The 17,988-nt window shown below is 67.5% G+C and carries 19 protein-coding genes and 1 pseudogene; 7 read left to right on the top strand and 13 right to left on the bottom strand.

The window, feature by feature from the left end; all coding sequences use genetic code 11:
* Positions 1 to 277 (top strand): annotated as a pseudogene (locus Q8K49_RS00995) (UDP-glucose 6-dehydrogenase); the annotation flags it as partial.
* Between the two features lie 103 nt (positions 278 to 380).
* Here the strand turns inward: Q8K49_RS00995 and Q8K49_RS01000 are convergent.
* Together Q8K49_RS01000 and Q8K49_RS01005 are read right to left on the bottom strand one after the other, a co-directional pair.
* A complete protein-coding gene (locus tag Q8K49_RS01000; protein ID WP_305303566.1) occupies positions 381 to 551 on the bottom strand; it encodes a hypothetical protein in 171 nt (56 codons plus the stop codon).
* Between the two features lie 228 nt (positions 552 to 779).
* Positions 780 to 1,454 (bottom strand): OmpA family protein, encoded by a 675-nt coding sequence (locus Q8K49_RS01005; protein WP_305303567.1) that lies wholly within the window; start codon positions 1,452 to 1,454, stop codon positions 780 to 782.
* A 239-nt stretch (positions 1,455 to 1,693) separates the two neighbouring features.
* Here Q8K49_RS01005 and Q8K49_RS01010 point away from each other — a divergent pair, with 239 nt between their 5' ends.
* Positions 1,694 to 2,605, top strand: coding sequence for an isopenicillin N synthase family oxygenase (locus Q8K49_RS01010; RefSeq protein ID WP_305303707.1), 912 nt, complete (start codon positions 1,694 to 1,696; stop codon positions 2,603 to 2,605).
* Between the two features lie 49 nt (positions 2,606 to 2,654).
* Here the strand turns inward: Q8K49_RS01010 and Q8K49_RS01015 are convergent, their stop codons facing one another.
* From Q8K49_RS01015 to Q8K49_RS01050, 8 genes are all read right to left on the bottom strand, one after another.
* A complete protein-coding gene (locus tag Q8K49_RS01015) occupies positions 2,655 to 4,502 on the bottom strand; it encodes a ubiquitin-activating E1 FCCH domain-containing protein (RefSeq protein WP_305303568.1) in 1,848 nt (615 codons plus the stop codon).
* Positions 4,503 to 4,705: 203 nt separating this feature from the next.
* Positions 4,706 to 6,571, bottom strand: a complete 1,866-nt coding sequence (locus tag Q8K49_RS01020) for a M2 family metallopeptidase (RefSeq protein ID WP_305303569.1) — start codon at positions 6,569 to 6,571, stop codon at positions 4,706 to 4,708.
* Between the two features lie 83 nt (positions 6,572 to 6,654).
* Positions 6,655 to 7,356 carry a monofunctional biosynthetic peptidoglycan transglycosylase gene (gene mtgA, locus Q8K49_RS01025; protein WP_370867715.1) on the bottom strand — a complete coding sequence of 234 codons (702 nt, stop codon included), beginning with the start codon at positions 7,354 to 7,356 and terminating at the stop codon, positions 6,655 to 6,657.
* A gap of 68 nt (positions 7,357 to 7,424) precedes the next feature.
* Entirely contained in the window at positions 7,425 to 8,393 is a 969-nt protein-coding gene (locus Q8K49_RS01030) for a WD40 repeat domain-containing protein (RefSeq protein ID WP_305303571.1), read from the bottom strand.
* Positions 8,390 to 9,457 carry a GTP-binding protein gene (locus tag Q8K49_RS01035; RefSeq protein WP_305303572.1) on the bottom strand — a complete coding sequence of 356 codons (1,068 nt, stop codon included), beginning with the start codon at positions 9,455 to 9,457 and terminating at the stop codon, positions 8,390 to 8,392. Before Q8K49_RS01035 ends, Q8K49_RS01030 begins: the two co-directional genes overlap by 4 nt.
* 40 nt (positions 9,458 to 9,497) lie before the next feature.
* Complete coding sequence (locus Q8K49_RS01040; protein ID WP_305303573.1) at positions 9,498 to 10,442, bottom strand: cation diffusion facilitator family transporter; 945 nt, start codon at positions 10,440 to 10,442, stop codon at positions 9,498 to 9,500.
* Positions 10,443 to 10,452: 10 nt separating this feature from the next.
* Entirely contained in the window at positions 10,453 to 11,085 is a 633-nt protein-coding gene (locus Q8K49_RS01045; RefSeq protein ID WP_305303574.1) for a hypothetical protein, read from the bottom strand.
* Between the two features lie 89 nt (positions 11,086 to 11,174).
* Positions 11,175 to 12,650, bottom strand: a complete 1,476-nt coding sequence (locus Q8K49_RS01050) for an alpha/beta fold hydrolase (RefSeq protein WP_305303575.1) — start codon at positions 12,648 to 12,650, stop codon at positions 11,175 to 11,177.
* A gap of 195 nt (positions 12,651 to 12,845) precedes the next feature.
* On the opposite strand from Q8K49_RS01050, the gene rplU reads away from it, so the two are divergent.
* The 3 genes from rplU to Q8K49_RS01065 all read left to right on the top strand — a co-directional run bounded on the left by rplU (position 12,846) and on the right by Q8K49_RS01065 (position 14,452).
* The gene (gene rplU, locus Q8K49_RS01055) at positions 12,846 to 13,445 is read left to right on the top strand and encodes a 50S ribosomal protein L21 (protein ID WP_305303576.1); all 600 of its coding nucleotides are present in this window, start codon (positions 12,846 to 12,848) and stop codon (positions 13,443 to 13,445) included.
* Between the two features lie 26 nt (positions 13,446 to 13,471).
* Positions 13,472 to 13,753 carry a 50S ribosomal protein L27 gene (gene rpmA / locus Q8K49_RS01060; protein WP_305303577.1) on the top strand — a complete coding sequence of 94 codons (282 nt, stop codon included), beginning with the start codon at positions 13,472 to 13,474 and terminating at the stop codon, positions 13,751 to 13,753.
* A 165-nt stretch (positions 13,754 to 13,918) separates the two neighbouring features.
* Positions 13,919 to 14,452, top strand: a complete 534-nt coding sequence (locus Q8K49_RS01065) for a GNAT family N-acetyltransferase (RefSeq protein ID WP_305303578.1) — start codon at positions 13,919 to 13,921, stop codon at positions 14,450 to 14,452.
* Here Q8K49_RS01065 and Q8K49_RS01070 read toward each other — a convergent pair.
* The 3 genes from Q8K49_RS01070 to Q8K49_RS01080 form a co-directional block, all read right to left on the bottom strand.
* The gene (locus Q8K49_RS01070) at positions 14,449 to 14,646 is read right to left on the bottom strand and encodes a hypothetical protein (protein ID WP_292026258.1); all 198 of its coding nucleotides are present in this window, start codon (positions 14,644 to 14,646) and stop codon (positions 14,449 to 14,451) included. The two genes, Q8K49_RS01065 and Q8K49_RS01070, sit on opposite strands and share 4 nt — an antisense overlap.
* A gap of 236 nt (positions 14,647 to 14,882) precedes the next feature.
* Positions 14,883 to 15,530: a BA14K family protein gene (locus tag Q8K49_RS01075; protein ID WP_305303579.1), complete on the bottom strand. Its 648-nt coding sequence runs from the start codon at positions 15,528 to 15,530 to the stop codon at positions 14,883 to 14,885.
* A gap of 64 nt (positions 15,531 to 15,594) precedes the next feature.
* Complete coding sequence (locus Q8K49_RS01080) at positions 15,595 to 16,104, bottom strand: hypothetical protein (protein WP_305303580.1); 510 nt, start codon at positions 16,102 to 16,104, stop codon at positions 15,595 to 15,597.
* Positions 16,105 to 16,245: 141 nt separating this feature from the next.
* Here Q8K49_RS01080 and Q8K49_RS01085 point away from each other — a divergent pair, with 141 nt between their 5' ends.
* Both Q8K49_RS01085 and Q8K49_RS01090 read left to right on the top strand, forming a co-directional pair.
* On the top strand, positions 16,246 to 17,448 hold the full coding sequence (locus tag Q8K49_RS01085; protein ID WP_305303581.1) for a threonine ammonia-lyase: 1,203 nt from the start codon (positions 16,246 to 16,248) through the stop codon (positions 17,446 to 17,448).
* Entirely contained in the window at positions 17,429 to 17,971 is a 543-nt protein-coding gene (locus Q8K49_RS01090) for an FKBP-type peptidyl-prolyl cis-trans isomerase (protein WP_305303582.1), read from the top strand. Before Q8K49_RS01085 ends, Q8K49_RS01090 begins: the two co-directional genes overlap by 20 nt.
* Positions 17,972 to 17,988: the final 17 nt, after the last annotated feature.

The raw sequence follows: 17,988 nt of genomic DNA on the forward strand, positions 1-17,988 counted from the left end.
CGGCGCCGAGGCGATCCGCGGGGCGGATGCGGTCTTCATCGCCGTGGGCACGCCGTCGCGGCGCGGCGACGGCCACGCTGACCTGTCCTATGTCCATGCCGCCGCCGAGGAAATCGCGGGCCTGATCGAGGGCTTTACCGTGGTGGTGACCAAATCCACGGTTCCGGTCGGCACGGGCGACGAGATCGAGCGCATCATCCGCGAACGCCGCCCCAACGCCGATTTCGCCGTGGTCTCCAATCCGGAGTTCCTGCGCGAGGCGGCCGCGATCGAGGACTCAAGCTGCTGATGCACCAGCCGGTCCTCGTCGATTTGAGAAACGTCTATCGGCCAGAGGAAATGCGGGCCCGCGGCTTCCGCTACAGCTCAATCGGGCGAGCCTAACGCAGCACGACGGAGGTCAGCTCAGGGCGTTCGGCCGCGACAACCTCGGCCTGAGGAAACAATGTCCGACCGGCGCCGATGACGACGGTGGCCGTTAGCACGGCCGAGACCGCGGCGATGGCGGCCAGTTTCACCCCGTCGGCGAATTCCTGATGGTCCGGACGCAAACGATTCCCCGCAACGAGCGCGCTTTGTTTCCAGCACCGGACGCGTTCGTCCGCAAGTCACGGAACGGTGTCTGACGGCAAAAAGGGGCGGAGCCGCGAAGCTCCGCCCTTTTTCCTGTGCGCTAACGCTCGCCCACCGGTCGCGAACGCGACCGGACCCCTCCACCGCTTCGCGGTCCCCCCCCCCACTGCGTGGGGAGGTAATGCGGTCGCTTGCTACATGAGCGCCTAGCCGCGGAACGGACGGATCAGTATCTCGACCCGCCGGTTCTGCGCCTTGCCTTCGGCCGTGTCGTTCGAGGCGATCGGGGCGCTTTCGCCGCGACCGTCGACGTACAGCCGGTCGGCCAGCACGTTGCGACTGACCAGATACTGGGCCACCGAAGAGGCGCGCTGGCGCGACAGGTTCAGATTGTAGTCGTCGGCGCCGTCGGAATCCGCGTGGCCGACGATATCGACGATGGACTGGTCATAGCGGTTCATCACGCCGGCCACGTCATCGAGGGTGGCGTAGAAGCGGGTGTTGATCGACGACTGGTTGGAGGCGAAGGTCACGTCGGACGGCATGCGCAGGATCAGGTTGTCGCCCTGGCGGGCCACGCCGACGCCAGAACCCGACAGTTCGGCTTCCAGTTCGCGCTGCTGACGATCCATGTACTGGCCGACGGCAGCGCCGCCCAATGCGCCGATGCCGGCGCCGATCAGGGCGTTCTTGCGGCCCTCCTCGGAGTTGGAGGTGTTGGTCAGGTAACCCAGCAGGGCGCCGCCCAAGGCGCCGGCGATCACGCCCGTACCGGTGTTGTTGCGGCGCGGCGCAGAGCTGTAGGGGTCGGTGGTGGTGCAGGCGACGCCGCCCAGCAGGATGGCGATCGTAGCGCCGGTAAGGAGGAGCTTGCTGTGCATGGTAGGGTGTCCCGTTTGCAAAAACTGTGTGGCGCCGAAACGCGAGCTTACGGTGAAGGTTCCGACCTGTACCGCGCCTGAACGAGCAAATCCCGGTGCGCGACCTGTCTCGGCTTTGCCAAGTTCGCGCCTTAGGGCGTATGGAACCGCCTGCACCAGAACGATGAGGCCCTGCCGTGAGCGCAACCCCCAGCCAAGAAACCGCAGCATCCGCCCGCAAGGCGATCGAGCCGGTTTCCATGACGCTGTACGACACCGACTTCCAGGCCTTTGCCGACAGGCTGGGGGCGTCGTTCAAACGCTACGGCTTCGCGGTCATCGCCGACCACGGGCTGGACCAGACTGTGATCGACGCGGCCATCTCCGACACAAAAGCCTTCTTCGCCCTGCCGGAGGAGACCAAGCGCCAGTATCACCAGCCGGGCACCGGGGGCGCGCGTGGCCTGACCCCGTTCGGGGTCGAGGCGGCCAAGGGCGCGGCCACGGTCGATCTGAAAGAGTTCTGGCACGTCGGACGCGAACTGCCGGCTGGCCATCCCTATCGCCAATACATGCGCGACAATGTCTGGCCGACCGAGGTCGAGGGTTTCCGGCCGCATCTCTACGGTATGTTCGCCGCCATGGACGGACTGGGCGCGAAGATCCTGCGCGCCATCGCCCGCTATCTGGAACTCGGCGACCGCTACTTCGAGGACAAGGTCGAGATGGGCAACTCGATCCTGCGCATGCTGCACTACCCGCCGGTGCCCGCGGGGGCGTCAGGTGTGCGGGCCGGGGCGCACGAGGACATCAATGTCATCACCCTGCTGCTGGGGGCCGAGGAGGCTGGCCTGCAGCTGAAGGACGCGGATGGCGAATGGCTGGATATCGCGCCGCCGCCGGGGGCGCTGGTGGTCAATATCGGCGACATGCTGCAGCGGCTGACCAACCACGTCCTGCCGTCGACCAGCCATCGGGTTATCAATCCGGCGCCGGAGCGGGCCAGCTTCGCCCGCTACTCCACGCCCTTCTTCCTGCATTTCAATCCCGACTTCGTCATCGAGACCCTGCCGACCATGATCTCGACGGAGAACCCCGACCGCTACGCCGGCAAGGCGATCATGGCCGAGGACTTCCTGACCGAACGGCTGAAGGAAATCCGGCTGATTTAAGGGCGCTATCGCCCGCTCCGCTGGTTGCTTGAGTGCGCATGCGCCCCGGCTACCTCGAAATCCGCAGCTGACTGATATCTCGCCCGATGGCCGCGAAGGCGGTGCGCAGGCTGGCTCCTGAATCCGCCAGATAGACGTGGCTGGCGCTGGTGGCGCAGCCATTGATGAGATCGCGCGCCCGTTGGTCGTTCACCACCTGGAAGCCCACGGTGTAGACGATGACGCCCGCGGCCTTCATGGCCGTGCACATCGCCAGGCTCTGGTCGAAGGGGTGGCCGTTCGGGGCGTTGCAGTTGATGTGCTGACTCGGCGAGCCCGAGCCGGTGGTCGAGTCTGCGCTGATCACGCCGTTGCAATAGCCGCTATTGTACTCGCCGTCCGTCATGATCACCACGGCCTTGAGCGTATCGGCGGTGTTGTAGGCGCCGCCCGCAGACGATCCGAACAGAGTGCTGAAGTTCGGCGACACCGCATACCAGCCCCAGCCCACGCCGATGTGACCGCCGGTCGAACCGGCTGCGGCCAAGGTGTCGATATTGGCCTTGATCGCGGCCTTGTTGCTGGACAGGGGACGCAAGGTGTTGGTCAGGCAGGGGTTCGAGGTCGAGGGATAGTTGCGCCCCACCCGGGCCGACGTCGGGGACACATCGGTGTAGGCGTTCCTGCCCGTTCGTTCGGTCACACAGGTGCTGACCCGGTGGGTCACCAGGTCGTCATAGACGTTCTCGAAGGCGAACCAGGTGCAGCCCTGTTGGGCGCACCAGGACCTGCCGCCGGATAGATAGGATCGGGCGCCGACGGTGTCGATCGTATAGGTGTTGGCGGTGATGTTGGACGCCCGATGTGTCTGGGTGTTCAACTGCGTCATGCCGACGATGTCGGTGAAATAGACATAGCCGTTGTTGGGAATGCCGTGGCCGGGCGCGGTCACCGTGGGATTGCAGTCGCTGCGCGCGCACACCGCCACAGAAGCCGTGCCCGAAAATGTTCCCCAATTCCGGCTGTCGACGCCACTCAGTCTGAAGGTGTTGGCCGTCACATTGGAAATGGTGAAGGACACCCCGTTCAGCTCGGTCATCCCTGCCGCGTTCCAGAAGGCGACCTTGTCGCCGTTGCTGAACCCATGCCTTGAGGCCGTGATCACGGCGGGATTCGCCCTGGTCGCCCGGGTGACGGTTCCGGGCACCCCCGTGTACCAGCTAATGTTGGTGATGTTGGTGGAGCCGATGATGGAGCCGCGCGCGCTGTCGGCGTAGCTATCGACGTTGACGGCCATGGAATAGGGAACGATGGCGACCCTGGAGTACCAAGGTGTCTGGAGGTCCTGCACAACGATGTCGACCAGATCCTTGGCCGCCGCACGCAGGTCGATGATCTTCTGGCCCGCCATCGAACCGGTGGTGTCCAGCACCAGCGCCACCTCAATGTTCCGCGACGACCGGTCGACCTCCGAATGGGCGCCGACCGGCAGGTAGTCGTCCATGAACTTGCCATAGGGCGGCAGGAAGAGGTTGGCCACCAGGGTCTTCACATCGACCCTGGAGGACGCGATCACCACGTCGTCACTGTTCAGGACGAAACTGGTGTCTGTCTCGCGCAGGATGATGTCGGGATAGGCCTTCAGATTGGCGCGCAGAGCAGCCAGGCCGACCCGCTGGATATCGGGGGCTGCTGTGTAGGGCGACCGGGCGGCGGACAGGGCGGCGGCGTCCAACGCATCCTGCAGGTTGACCCGCACGGTCGAGGCCCGGTGGATATCGACCCCTCCGACCGTCATCAGGACCAGCACGGGCAAGCTGAGACCAAACAGCATGGCGACATTGCCGCGTGCGTCATCGGCCAAACGGCGTGTGAACGCCCGCAGGCCCCGGCCCATGCCGTCAATCCAGGCGCTCAACCCCATCGCCGCGTCCGCCCCGTGGGTCGCGGGCGCAATTCGCCCGCGCTCATACGGACGAAAATGGACCAAGCCGGTTAAGAGAAGGCTTCACGTCGAGGGTTAACGAGACCGTTGTTCGGCGGACATCGGATCGCATGCGATCCTCCACCACCCCTCCACCACCCTTCGGGTGGTCCGCCTCCCCCAATGGGGGAGGAATGTTAGGCCTCCCAGCCGCAGTCCTTGCCGCGGTTCTGGGCCGTCAGCCAGGTGTTCAGCGGGGCGAAATAGTCGGCGACGGCCGAGGCGTCGTTCTCGCGCTGACCGGTGAAGGCCTGCATGGCTTCGGGCCAGGGCCGGGACTGGCCCATCTCCATCATGGCGTTGAAGCGCGCGCCGACCTCTTTGTTCCCGTACACGGAGCAGCGGTGCAGCGGCCCGGTCCAGCCCGCCTGCTGGCAGGCCGCCCGGTGGAACTGGAACTGGTAGATGTGGGCCAGGAAGTAGCGGGTGTACGGCGTATTGCCCGGGATATGATATTTGGCGCCGGGGTCGAAGGCGTTCTCCGGCCGCGGTCCGGGCGGAACCAGACCCTGGTAGCGCAGCATATTGGCCGACCAGGCGTCATTGTATTCGGCCGGGCTGGTCTCGCCGTTGAACACGCCCCAGCGCCAGCGGTCGACCATCAAGCCGAACGGCAGGAAGGCGATCTTGTCGAGCGCCATCTTGAGCAGGAAGGGGATGTCCTCCGCCTCGCCCGGCACGGTCTGCAGCAGGCCGATCTGGTTCAGATAGGTGGGGGTCAGGGCTGACAGGCCGACGAAGTCGCCTATGGCTTCGTGGAAGCCGTCATTCGCCCCGTTCTTGAACAGGAAGGGCTGATCCTTGTAGGCGCGCTGGTAGTAGTTGTGCCCCAGCTCGTGGTGGACGGTGTAAAAGTCCTCGGCGTTTACCTCGGTGCACATCTTGATGCGGATGTCGTCGGCGTTGTCGAGGTCCCAGGCTGAGGCGTGGCAGACCACTTCGCGGTCGCGCGGGCGGGTGATCTGGCTGCGTTCCCAGAAGGTCTCGGGCAGCTCGGGCAGACCCAGGGAGACGTAGAAGCCCTCGCCGGTCTCGACCATCTTGCGGGCGTCGTAGTTGTTGGCGACCAGCCGCTCGGTCATGTCATAGCTGGATGCGCCGCCGGTGGCCGGGGCCACCACGTCATAGATGTTGCCCCACTGCTGCGACCACATATTGCCCAGCAGGTCGGCCCGGATCGGACCGCTGTCGGGCTGGACGGCGTCGCCGTAGCGGGCGTTGAGGCGGCTGCGGACATAGCAGTGAAGGTTCTCGTAGAAGGGTTTGACCTGTTCCCACAGCCGGTCGGTCTCGGCGGCGAAGGCATCCGGCTCCATGTCGTAGCCGGCGCGCCACATGGCGCCGGTGTCGGCGAAGCCCAGCTCGGTGGCACCCTCATTGGCGATGGCGACCATGCGGGCATAGTCGGGCGCCATGACCGGCGAAATGGTGCGCCATCCTTCATACAGGGCCCGGGTCTGGACCGGGTCACGGCTGGTTGCCAGCATGGCGCTGGCTTCGTCCAGGGTGATCTGACGGCCCTGATATTCGAATTTGCCGACCGAATAGGTCGAGTCGAGGCGGGTGGTGATCTCGGCCAGCTCGCTGGCGGCGCCGGGGCGGTTGGGGGCCGGCAGGACGATGCCGAGACGCAGCAGGTTCAGCTTGCGGCGCACGTCGGGGGTGACCTCGACCTCGTTGAAACGGGCCGCGCCATTGGCCAGCTGGACCTGCAGCTCGGTATATTCGGCGTTGATCCGGCTCTCCAGCCACATGGTGTCGAAGGTGATGTTGGTGGCGCGGGTCCACTGGATGCGAGCGGCTTCCTCGCTGAGGGCGGCCAGCCGCGTCTCGGCGTCGGCGACGAAGGCGACGGCGGCTTCGGCGGTCGCGGGCGGTGCGGCGGGAACGGGCACAGGCGCGACCTCTGCGGTCTCGCCGGAGCCGTTCATGCCCAGACTGGCGCAACCGGCCACCAGGGTCAGGGCGCAGGCGGCGGCCGCCGTCATCAGGGAGCGTTTCATGGGGCTGTCCTCCTCGCGCGGTCTGACGCCGCGCCGTTGGAGCGCAGGTGAAGGGAGCAGGGCCGTGGCGTCAAGCGTGGCCGCTAGCCCAGAACGCACCTCGCCAGTCCGTCGTTTCGCACCGTGCCCATGGCGGCCTGGATGCGTGAGGCGCGGCGGCGGACATAGGGTCCGGGCGAGGCGGCGCTGTAGCGCCGGGGCGAGGGCAGGATGGCGGCCAGACGCGCGGCCTCGCCAGGGGTCAGTTCGCTCGCCGGCTTGCCGAACCAGTGCCGGGCGGCGGCCTCGGCGCCGTAGACGCCGGGGGCCCATTCGGCGATGTTGAGATAGACCTCCATAATCCGCCGCTTGCCCCAGACGGTCTCGATGGCGACGGTGTAGCCGGCCTCCAGCCCTTTGCGGATCCAGTCGCGGCCGGGCCACAGGAAGGCGTTCTTGGCCGTCTGCTGGCTGATGGTCGAGCCGCCGCGGACCCGTCCCGAGCCGCGCTTCTCCGAACGGGCGTTGGCCTTCAGGGCGCGTTCGATGGCCTTCATGTCAAAGCCGCGGTGGGTGCAGTAGGTCGAGTCCTCCGAGGCGATCACAGCCTGGACCAGCCGGGGCGAGATGTCGTCCAGCGAGCGCCAGCGGTAGGACAGGCCGTCGCCGCCGAGGGCCCGGCTGACCATCAGGAAGGTGGTCGGCGGGGCGGCCCAGCGCTGGATGACGATGCTGCTGGAGCTAAGCAGGAGCAGCAGCAGGACCAGGGTCAGCACCGGGCGGCCCTTCTTCACGTTTCTGGTCAGCCCCGACATGTGGGAATGGCAGCACGGGCGGCGATGAGGGGCAAGCGCCCTTCTCTCATGGTCAGAAGTCAGACGTCAGCCACTCCGGCCTTCCCGTCCTCGTCGGCCCAGGCGACCCGGGAGGCATCGGCGCTCATGGCCAGGGCGGTGATCGGGGAGCCCTTTTCAGCCTTGAGAAAACTCAGCCCCTGACCCGCCGGATCGGCCAGCCAGACCCGCCCGTCGTTCAGGCCCGCAGCCAGCAGGCCGTGCTTCGGCTGCGAGGCGACGAGGGCGACCAGACTGCCCTCGTCGAAACCGATCTCGGTGGCTTCCCGCCCCATGGGTCCGTTCGAGCCGACGAAGGGCCAGAGCACGGCCCCCTGGGCGCCGGATGTCGCCAGCAGTTGTCCGTTGGACAGGAAGCTGATGGCCCGGACCTTGGACGGATAGCCGCCCATGCGCAGATTCTTCTGATCTTTCAGTCGCCAGCCGTGCAGCTGGGCGTCCTGCATGGTGGTGACCACGAAGGCCCCGTCGGGTGAGAAGGCGACGCCGGTGTGCGATCCGGCCCATTTGAGGAAGGTCGGCTTCTGTTCGGCGATGCGCGCGAACCACAGGGCGGCCCCACCATAGGTCGAGGTCGCGATCCGCCGACCCTTGGGCTCGAAAGCCACGCCCGAGACGGTGCGCTCGTGTTGGAAGTCGCGGCGGAAACCGGCGTCCCTGGCATCCAGCACGGTCAGGGTCCTGCCGGCGGAGAAGGCGATCAGGCCGCTTTCGGCCGAGGCGTCGACTGCGTCGATCCACTGTCCCCGGGCGCTGGTGGCCAGCACCCCGGCGTCGGAGCGCCGGTGCCAGATCAGGCGGCCGTCATCGCCACCGGTGATCACGCCGTCGCCGGACGGGTGCGCCACAGCACACAGGATCGCCCCGTCATGGGCCGCGCTGAACTCGCCGCCCTCGAAGCGGACCGAGCCGTCGCCGAGGGCGAAGACGGCGCCCGTGTTGTCGAACACGGCGGCGGTGATCTGGGCGTCGAAAGCGGTGGTTCTCACGCCGCGCAGGCCTCGAACCCGGCCTTCAGCGCGGCCTCGTCGAGTTCGCGGCCGATGAAGACGGCGCGGGACCAGCGGCGTTCGTTGGCGCCCCAAGGCTTCTGCAGGTCGCCCTCCAGGATCATGTGCACGGCCTGGAAGACCAGGCGGCGGTCCTCGCCGTCGACATCGATGATGCCCTTGGCGCGCAGGATGTTCTGGCCCTGCTCGCCCAGCAGGCGGTCGAGCCAGGCGGTGAATTTGGCGCCGTCCATCGGCCGGTCCAGCGACAGGGAGATGCCCTTGATGTCGTCCTCATGGGCGTGGCCGCGTGCGCCGTGGTGATGGCCTTGATCGGGCGCATGGTCGTGGTCGTGGTGGTCATGGCCGCAGTGCTCGTCGTGGACGTGACCGTGCTCGCCATGGCCCGGATTGGCGAACTGCGGATTGATGTCGAGGATGCGGCCGAGGTCGAAACCGCCGAGACCCAGCACCTGATCCAGCGGCACCTCGGCGCGGGTGGCGCGGGTGATGGGGGCCAACGGATTGAGCCGGCGCAGCCGCGCCTCGACCGCGACCAGTTCGGCCTCGGTGACCAGATCGACCTTGTTGAGGATGATGCGGTCGGCGAAGGCGACCTGTTCGCGCGCCTCTTTCGAGTCATCCAGCCGGGCCATGACGTGTTTGGCGTCGACCAGGGCGGTGACGCTGTCCAGCCGGGTCTTCGCCTTGACGTCCTCGTCGACGAAGAAGGTCTGGGCCACCGGGCCGGGGTCGGCCAGGCCGGTGGTCTCGACGATGATAGCGTCGAAGGCCGGTTTGCCGGGGCGCTGGCGCTTCATCAGGCCGGCGACGACGCGGATCAGGTCGCCGCGCACGGTGCAGCAGACGCAGCCGTTGTTCATCTCGAACACGTCCTCGTCGGCGCCGACCACCAGATCGTTGTCGATGCCGATCTCGCCGAACTCGTTGACGATGACGGCATAGCGCTTGCCGTGGTCGCCGGTGAGGATGCGGTTGAGCAGGGTGGTCTTGCCGGCGCCGAGGTAGCCGGTGAGGACGGTGACGGGGATCTTGTTTGACATGAGCGGCTAGATGGCGGCTGCGGCGCCGGATGGGAAGGGGTCAGCAGGTCGGGCAGTCGGCCAGCGGCTCGGCTTCCAGCTGAAGCGTGGTGTGGCCGATGTTGAATGTGCTTCGCGCCATCACCTGCGCCTCGGCCAGCAGGGCGTCGGGGTCGGGGCGGTCGTGGCAGAGGTGGGCGGTCAGGGCCGTCTCGGTGGTGGACAGGCCCCAGACGTGCAGGTCGTGCACGGCGCTGACGCCGGGCAGGGCGAGGAAGGCGGCGCGGATCGTCTCGACGTCCGTTCCGCGCGGCGCGGCGTCCAGGGCCAGATTGACCGAGTCCTTGAGCAGGCCCCAGGTCCCAATCAGGATGACGGCGACGATGACGAGGCTAACGAGGGGGTCGAGGATCGACCAGCCAGTGAACATGATGACCCCGCCGGCGATGACCACCCCGATCGAGACGGCTGCGTCGGCCATCATGTGCAGATACGCCCCCTTGGCGTTCAGGTCGGAATGCTGGTCGCGCATGAACAGCAGGGCGGTGCCCAGGTTGATGACGAAGCCGATGGCGGCGACGATCATGATCAGGCCGCTCATCACCGGGGCGGGTTCGGCCAGACGGCGGACGGCCTCGAAGGCGATGGCCCCGCAGGCGAAGATCAGCAGCAGGGCGTTGGCGAGGGCGGCCAGCACCGTCGCCTTGCCGTAGCCATAGGTCTGCTGCGAGCCGCTGGCCCGCCGCGCGAGCCAGGCCGCGCCGCCGGCCATGGCCAGACCCAGCACGTCCGACAGATTGTGACCCGCATCGGCCATCAGGGCCGTGGAGCCGCTGAAAACGCCTGCGCCGAACTCGACGCCCACGAAGATCAGATTGACGAGCAGGCCGACGGCGTAGCGCCAGTCTCCGGTGTCGACCGGGCCGTGATGGTCGCCGCCGTGCGTGTGGCCGTGGCCATCCCCATGGTCATGGTCGTGCGAATGGTCGTGATGCGGGTGGGCCATGGGACCAGTCCTAGAGCTGATGGGCCACGACGAGAAGGCCGATCAGGATCAATGCTCCGCCCAGCACCGCCCCTTCGTACCGCGCCCAACGTTCCAGCCGCAGGACGGACCAGCCGGCGCGGGCCGCCGAGGTGAAGACCGCCATGCCGGCGACGGTGCCGACCGCGAAGGTCGCCGTCAGGGCGGCGAGAACGCCGAGGCCTTCTCCGGCCTGGGACAGATAGATGGGCAGCAGCACTTCGCCGGGCGATGCGGCCATAAGGACGACCAGCCCCCAGAAGGCGGCGGCGTGACTTCCCGCAGGTTCAACAGCTTCCAGCGGCGGACCGTCGGCGGGAACCGGCCGTCGAAGCAGGGACCGGCTGAGATAGAAGGCGCCGAACAGGAACAGCAGGGTTGCGGACAGGTACGGCAGCAGGCCCGACATCCATTGGTCCACGGCCTGCCCGGCCGCCACGATCAGGCCGCCGACGACGGCGGTGGTGGCGATATGAGCGAGGCCCGCCGCCGTCACAGCGCCCAGCATGCGCGCCAGGCTCCACCGCTGCGCCCGGCCAACCAGCACGAATGGCAGCCAATGGGTCGGCAGGGCGGCGTGCAGGAAGGCCGTCACGAAGCCCACGCCCAGAAGGGACAAGATCACGGGTTGCTCGAGGTCGGACGGCGTCATCGCGGCCTGTTTAGCGTGTTACTTTATAACAGTCGAGGGCTTTCCGCCTCGAACGCGGAAGGTTACTCAATGAAGTCCAGCGGCGTATCGGCGGCGGGCAGGCATGTCCGATCAACCGGCTTCGATGGATCGCGCAGAAAGTCGCGGGCCATGCGCTGGGTGCAGGGGCTGGCGTTGATGACGCCGTGGGTGGCGTTGGTGACGATCACCACCTGGCTGTTGGCATAGCCGCGCGCGGCGGCCTCGGTCAGGGCGGGGGGACAGCCCGGATCGATCTCGGCGGCCACGAACAGGGTCGGGATGGTCGTCGTGACAGCCTGGTTCTCTATTGGGTCAGCCCGGCCGGAGTTCACCGCGCCGCAGACGTCGAACAGACGCGACAGCGAGGGAACAAGGACTTCAGCGACCGGATCGCCCGCGGCTCCGGCGGCGAGGCGCTCTCTGGACTCGAAGGGCAATTCCTCCTTGCAGATGTAGGCCATGTGCTGGCCCTCGAAATAATAGGTCCGGTCCTCGGCGATGCCGGCGACGGGCGACAGGTCGCCGGCGATGATCTTTTCAAGGTCAGCGGGCAGGCGGCGGACGCCGGTTCGGGAATAGGTGGTGTCCATCAGGAAGGCGGACAGGTCATCGACGGTGAAGGTCTTGCCGTCCTTGCCGGTCCGCGGCCCCTCCAGCCACAGGCGCGCGTTGGCCTCAAAGCGGGCCTGAAGGTCCGGGTGGCGCGCGGCGCAGGCCGCCTGGGCCTGGCATTTGGCGAGGATGATCTTCACTGCGGCCGAGACCTGTTCCGGCGTGCCGACGGCCCAATTGCCCTCGGGCGGCCAGGGACTGTCCATGACGGCGGCGCGGACGATCTCGGGTGCGTGGGTAATGACGGCGGCCTCGACCCGCGGACCATAGGAGCCGCCGTACAGGTCGATCTTCGGCAGGTTCAGGACATGGGTGAGGTCGCGCACGTCCTGGGCCACCGCCGCGACATTGTACCAGCGAAAGTCGACGCCCTGATCGGCGAAGGCCCGGAGACAGGCTTTCAACCCGTCGGCGTCCGCGTCCGAGGGCAGGCCGGCGTCGGTCAGCTGGACGCCCGGGCAGTCCATCGAGGGGTCGCCCTGGCCGCCGCCGCGCTGGTCGAAGAAGATCCAGTCCTGGTCCACCGCCATCAGTACATTGGCGCCCGGACGGGCGGCGAGGCGCTGCAGGCTGGCGCCGACGCCCGCGACTTCAGCCCCGCCGGGACCGCCATGGAACACGACAACGGGGGGCAGCGCCTGTCCCGAAGCGTCACGGAAAGGCGCACTGGCGCGGACGATGGCCACGGCGATGTCGATGCGGCGGCCGCCCGAACCGTCGCGGGCCTCATCGACGGTCAGGGTCCCGCACTCGACGGCGCGGCCGCCCGGAACCCAGTCGGCGGGGCAGGCCCTGGTCGTGAAAACGGGTTCCACGGCCAAGGCAGGCTCGGAGAGGGTGGCGCAGGCGCCGGCGGACAGGGCGGCGACGGATAGTGCGGTCGCGGTCAGCAGTCGGAGCAGCATGGACATCATCTCTCGTGGAACGCGTCACTTGAAGCCCGGGCGAGGCCAGTGGCAAGGTCTTCCGGGGCCGCGTGGACGCTGTTTTTCGGCCAAATCGCGTTGACTCGAACACCCCTCTGCGTCTATGTCGCCGCTCTTCGCCCGAGGGGATCCCCCGTCGGGCTTATTCTTTTTGCGTTTCGCTGAGGCTTCAACATGTACGCGGTGATCAAGACCGGCGGCAAACAGTACCGGGTTCAGCCGGGCGACGTCATCGTGGTCGAGAAGCTCGATGGCGATGTCGGTTCGAACGTTTCGTTCGGCGACGTGCTGATGCTGGGCGGCGACAAGGGCGTGACCCTGGGCGCTCCGCTGATCGCGGGCGCCGCGGTCGCCGCGACCCTGGTCGAGACCCGCAAGGGTGAGAAGATCAAGATCTTCAAGAAGACCCGCCGTCAGGGCTATCGCCGCACCAACGGCCATCGCCAGATGGAATCGGTCCTGCGCATCACCGGCATCGACGGCGGCGGCGAGAAGGCCAAGTGGGACGGCGAGACCTCGCTGATGACCAAGGCCGAGATGAACCTGCGTGCCCGTGGCCTGGCTCCGCGTACTGAGGAAACCGAAGCCAAGGCCAAGCCGGCCAAGGCCCCGAAGGCCGCCGCTGCTCCGAAGACCGAAGCCAAGGCCGCTCCGGCCACCAAGGCGCCGGCCAAGAAGGCTGCTGCTCCGAAGGCTGAAGCCGCCGCTGAAAAGCCGGCCGCCGCCAAGAAGGCCGCGCCCAAGGCCAAGCCCGCCAAGACCGACGAAGCCTAAGAACAAAGACGAGTTAGGACAGCCCCATGGCTCACAAGAAATCCGGTGGTTCGTCGCGTAACGGTCGCGACTCCGAGTCGAAACGCCTCGGCGTGAAGAAGTTCGGCGGCGAGCGCGTGCTGGCCGGCAACATCCTCGTGCGCCAGCGCGGCACCACCTTCCACCCGGGCGACAACGTCGGCCTGGGCCGCGACCACACCCTGTTCGCGACCACCCACGGCGCCGTGAAATTCACCAAGAAGGCGAACGGCCGTTGTTACGTGTCGATTCTCCCGGCCACCGCCGAAATGCCAATGGCCGCCGAGTAGCGCAGACCGACTGACACCCGGATCGCGCAAGGCTCGAGAGCCGCGATCCGGACCAGGGACAAGTTTCCGCGGGGAGTCTGGATCACCAGGCTCCCCGTTTTCGTTCCCCGCCTCGACGCCGTCCGAGCCCTCCAAGGAGGCGGCAGATCGAACGAGGCCTGTGTCATGTGCGTGATCGAACCCTCTCCCGTCGTCGAGACGCGGCGTCTGGTCCTGCGCTCGCCCGGCGCCCAGGATATCCCCCGGCTGGCGGTCTTCGCCAATGATCCGTCGATCGCGCGCATGACGCTGCGCATGCCGCACCCGTACGGACTCGAGGACGCCGAGGAATTCGTGCTCAAGGTGGCGGTGCAGGATCCGGCGCGCGCGCGGACCTTCCTGATCGAACATGAGGACCATGGCCCGGTCGGCGTCATCGGCCTGTTTGAGGACGCCGATCCCGCGCCCGAGGTCGGCTACTGGATCGCCCGCCCCTTCTGGGGTCGGGGCCTGGCGACGGAGGCCTTGCAGGGGGCCACGGCCTGGGCGTCGAAGGCATGGAAGCGCCGTGCACTGATGGCGGGCCATTTCAGCGACAATCCGGCGTCAGGCCGGGTGCTGGAAAAGGCGGGCTTCCTCTATACGGGCGAGGTGCGCATGGGCTTCAGCCGCGCGCGCGGCGCCGAGGCTCAGACGCGCCGGATGGTGTGGCTGGCCTAGCCGAACAGCGTAGGACCGAAGACCGCGGCCAGTGCGATAGCCCCACCCGCTACGGCGACGACGGCGCCGGCGATAAACGCCGCCCAGGTGCGGGCGGCGCGCTGGCGCCGCAGGCCGCTGGTCTTGACCGATCGCAGCATGACGCCGGGCTTGGGTCCGAAGACTTCCGAACCGGAAATATTGTGCTGGGACATTTACGCGCTCCCTGATCCACCGCCCCTTGCGGGTCACATGCACCGAAGCGGGTTCGACAAGGCGAAACAATGGCGAACGGTGGTTATGCACCGATCCGTGATCGGTTGAACGGGGTTAGTTGCAAGCGCGCTAACGCTCGCCCACCGGTCGCGGTCGCGACCGGACCCCTCCACCGCTTCGCGATCCCCCTCCCCACTGCGGGGGGAGGAATGCGGTCGCTCCCTGCTTGAGCGCGTCAGCCGCAGTAGACCAGCCGGCCGCTGTAGGCCCGGTAGTAGCCGCTGGACGGGTCGTAGGAGCGGTAGGTGGCCCGGCACCAGTCGGCGCGCGAGTTGTAGCCGCCGCCATGGCCGCCGGTGTAGCCGCCGTAGCTGACCCCGCCGCCCGGATAGACGTGGTCGGGCCGGCCATAGGCGCCGTGGTAGGTGGTCGAGCCCTGGGCGTGGCCGTAGGCCGAGCCGTAGCCGCGCCGGGAATAGCCGCGTCCGTGGCCATGTCCGGACCGGTTGTAGCCATGGCCGTAGCTGTCGTAGGCGCGACCGTACCCCGCCAGTTCGCGATAGTCGCGCCGGGCCTGGGGGCTGACGCGATGACGCTGGTCGCGCCAGCGGGCGCCGCAGTCATTGCGGTTGGCGTCCCAGAACTGGTCGCAGCGGTAGTCGCCCGGCCGGTCCAGCTGACTGCGCCAGTCAAAATTCGACGGCACGGCGTTGGAGGGTTCGGAGCCGTAGCCATAGGACCGCTGTCCGTAATCGCTGTCATACGAGCGGTAGCTGTCGCCGCTTCCATAGCCGTTGTCATAGGTTCCGCCCCACGACTGGGCGGCGGCGGGAAGGGCGGACAGGCTCAGGCCGGCGGTGGCGATCAGGACAAGACGGAACATGGTTAACTCTCCGAAGCGGCCAGATACGCGGCCCCAAAGACACAGGCACTGGCAGACGAGACGCTTAGAGGGTGACGGACACGCGTCCGCCGCGGGTGCCGATGTGCCGCATCAGAACGATGCGGTCGCCACCGGCGCTGACGGGGGTGATGATGAACCAGTCGCCGTCCGGGAGTCCCGAGAATTCGAACCGGCCGTTTTGGCAGGTCGTCGAGCGGACAAAGGCGCGATAGTCGGCGCTGGGGTTCTCCACGGTGCGGGCCCGCACTATGGCTTCCGGGATGGCCGCCCGCTCGGTTGAGCCGTACAGGGTCTGGAACCGGGCGCGGGTGTAGGGCGTGTCGGGCGTCAGGGCGACCGAACCGGTGCAGGCGAAGGTCTGGCCGTCGCGGCTGAAGGCGACGCGGCCGTCGATGGAGCCGCGCCCCGATCGGGCCGACCAGGCGAAGTCGTCGGCGCTGAAGGCGGCGGAGGTGGGCTGCGGGCCGTAGCTGGAGGCGTTCATCGGAACGGTCTCGCAGGCGGCCAGTGAGGCGGCGACGGCGGCGATGGTGATCAGGTGGCGGGCGGACATGCAGGCTCTCTCCGTCAGGGGCGCGGGTCGAACGTCCCGATCAGACGCTCAACGCCGTCATAAGGTCAAGGTTGCGGCGCGTCGGGCCGTGGGCCAAAAGCGCGCATCAAGCCAGCGAAAGACCGGCTATAGGGAAGGCCCATGACAGTCACGTTTGACGACATTCTGGCGGCGCGGGACCGTATCGCCGGTCAGGTCGATCGCACCCCGGTGCGCTACTCGCGGCGACTGTCGCAGCTGACCGGCGCCGAGGTCTGGGTCAAGTTCGACAACCTGCATTTCACCGGCAGTTTCAAGGAGCGCGGCGCCCTGAACCGGCTGCTGCAGCTGACCCCGGACGAGCGCAAACGCGGCGTGGTGGCGGCGAGCGCCGGCAACCACGCCCAAGCCCTTGCCTATCACGGCGCCCGGCTCGGGGTGCCGGTGACCATCGTCATGCCCGAGGGCACCCCCTTCGTGAAGGCCGACGGCACCCGGGCCCACGGCGCGACCGTGGTCATCAAGGGTCTCGACTTCACCGGCTCGACCGAAGAGGCGCACCGCCTGCGCGACGAGCAGGGCTTCATCTTCGTCTCGGCCTTCGACGACGAGAGGATCATCGCCGGTCAGGGCGTCTGCGGGCTGGAATTCATGGAGGACGCGCCTGATCTCGAGGTGCTGATCATTCCCGTCGGCGGCGGCGGGCTGATCGCGGGCTCGGCCATCGCGGCCAAGGCCATGAAGCCCTCGATCCGCATCTTCGGCGTCGAGGCGGCCATGTATCCGTCGTTCACGGCGCGGCGCGAGGGCAAGCCGCCCAAATGCAGCGGCCAGACCATCGCCGAGGGCATCGCCATCAAGACGGTGGGCGAGATACCCTTCGCCCTGGCCGATCCACTGATCGAGGAGGTGCTGGTCGTCGAGGAGGCCGATTTCGAAAAGGGCGTCGCCTTCCTCGTCACCCTCGAGAAGACCGTGGCCGAAGGCGCCGGGGCCGGCGGACTGGCGGCCCTGCTGGCCTATCCAGACAAGTTCAGGGGGCTGAAGGTCGGCATCGAGCTGACCGGCGGCAATATCGATTCGCGGATGCTGGCCGTGGTGCTGAACCGCGAGCTGGTGCGCGAGAAGCGACTGATCGTCTATCGTATCCTCGGCGACGACCGCCCCGGCATGCTCTCCAGGATGAGCGCCGTGATCGGCGGTCTGGGCGGCAATATCATCGACGTGGTGCACAACCGGCTGGCGCTGGACGTGCCGGCCAAGGGCGCGGAGTTCGACATCATGGTCGAGACCCGCGGCGAGGCTCACGCGGAAGAAATCAGGCATGGACTGGAAGAGGCGGGATATGAATTGCGGATGGGCTAGAGGCGCGGCGGCGCTGGCGATAGTGGTAGCCGTAAGCGGATCTCTGGCGGCCTGCGATCGCGCGCCCGCGGCGCCCGACGAGACGGCGGCGCAGAATCTTCGCGCGGCCGAATTCTTCATGACCTCCAACGCCCGCCGCGAAGGCGTCCAGACCCTGCCCTCCGGTGTCCAGTACAAGGTGGTGCGCTCGGGACCGGCGGGCGGCGAGCGCCCGGACCGCAACGATCTGGTTCGGGTCGACTACGAGGGCACCCTGACCGACGGGACGGTGTTCGACAGCTCGTTCCAGGCCGGTCAGCCGGCTGTGTTCACTGTCAGCGACGTGGTTCCCGGCTGGACCGAGGTCCTGCAGCAGATGCGGGTCGGCGACGAATGGGTCGTCTATCTGCCGCCCGCCCTGGGCTATGGCGAACAAGGCCGTCCGGGCATCCCGCCGAACGCAGTCATGGTGTTCCGCCTCAAGCTGCTGGACATCGCGCGAGCTCCGGGCGGGGAACGCGGCGGGGCCGTGGCGCAGGGGTAAGGGGTCTGCTTCTCCCT

It is taken from the genome of Brevundimonas sp. (assembly GCF_030682035.1).
GTDB lineage: Bacteria > Pseudomonadota > Alphaproteobacteria > Caulobacterales > Caulobacteraceae > Brevundimonas.

Coding starts and splice junctions, on each gene's coding strand:
- Q8K49_RS01005 (WP_305303567.1), bottom strand. CDS start 1,454: ATGCACAGCAAGCTCCTCCTTACCGGCGCTACGATCGCCATCCTGCTG.
- Q8K49_RS01010 (WP_305303707.1), top strand. CDS start 1,694: ATGACGCTGTACGACACCGACTTCCAGGCCTTTGCCGACAGGCTGGGG.
- Q8K49_RS01020 (WP_305303569.1), bottom strand. CDS start 6,571: ATGAAACGCTCCCTGATGACGGCGGCCGCCGCCTGCGCCCTGACCCTG.
- Q8K49_RS01035 (WP_305303572.1), bottom strand. CDS start 9,457: ATGTCAAACAAGATCCCCGTCACCGTCCTCACCGGCTACCTCGGCGCC.
- Q8K49_RS01040 (WP_305303573.1), bottom strand. CDS start 10,442: ATGGCCCACCCGCATCACGACCATTCGCACGACCATGACCATGGGGAT.
- Q8K49_RS01050 (WP_305303575.1), bottom strand. CDS start 12,650: ATGCTGCTCCGACTGCTGACCGCGACCGCACTATCCGTCGCCGCCCTG.
- rplU (WP_305303576.1), top strand. CDS start 12,846: ATGTACGCGGTGATCAAGACCGGCGGCAAACAGTACCGGGTTCAGCCG.
- rpmA (WP_305303577.1), top strand. CDS start 13,472: ATGGCTCACAAGAAATCCGGTGGTTCGTCGCGTAACGGTCGCGACTCC.
- Q8K49_RS01065 (WP_305303578.1), top strand. CDS start 13,919: ATGTGCGTGATCGAACCCTCTCCCGTCGTCGAGACGCGGCGTCTGGTC.
- Q8K49_RS01070 (WP_292026258.1), bottom strand. CDS start 14,646: ATGTCCCAGCACAATATTTCCGGTTCGGAAGTCTTCGGACCCAAGCCC.
- Q8K49_RS01075 (WP_305303579.1), bottom strand. CDS start 15,530: ATGTTCCGTCTTGTCCTGATCGCCACCGCCGGCCTGAGCCTGTCCGCC.
- Q8K49_RS01080 (WP_305303580.1), bottom strand. CDS start 16,104: ATGTCCGCCCGCCACCTGATCACCATCGCCGCCGTCGCCGCCTCACTG.
- Q8K49_RS01085 (WP_305303581.1), top strand. CDS start 16,246: ATGACAGTCACGTTTGACGACATTCTGGCGGCGCGGGACCGTATCGCC.
- Q8K49_RS01090 (WP_305303582.1), top strand. CDS start 17,429: ATGAATTGCGGATGGGCTAGAGGCGCGGCGGCGCTGGCGATAGTGGTA.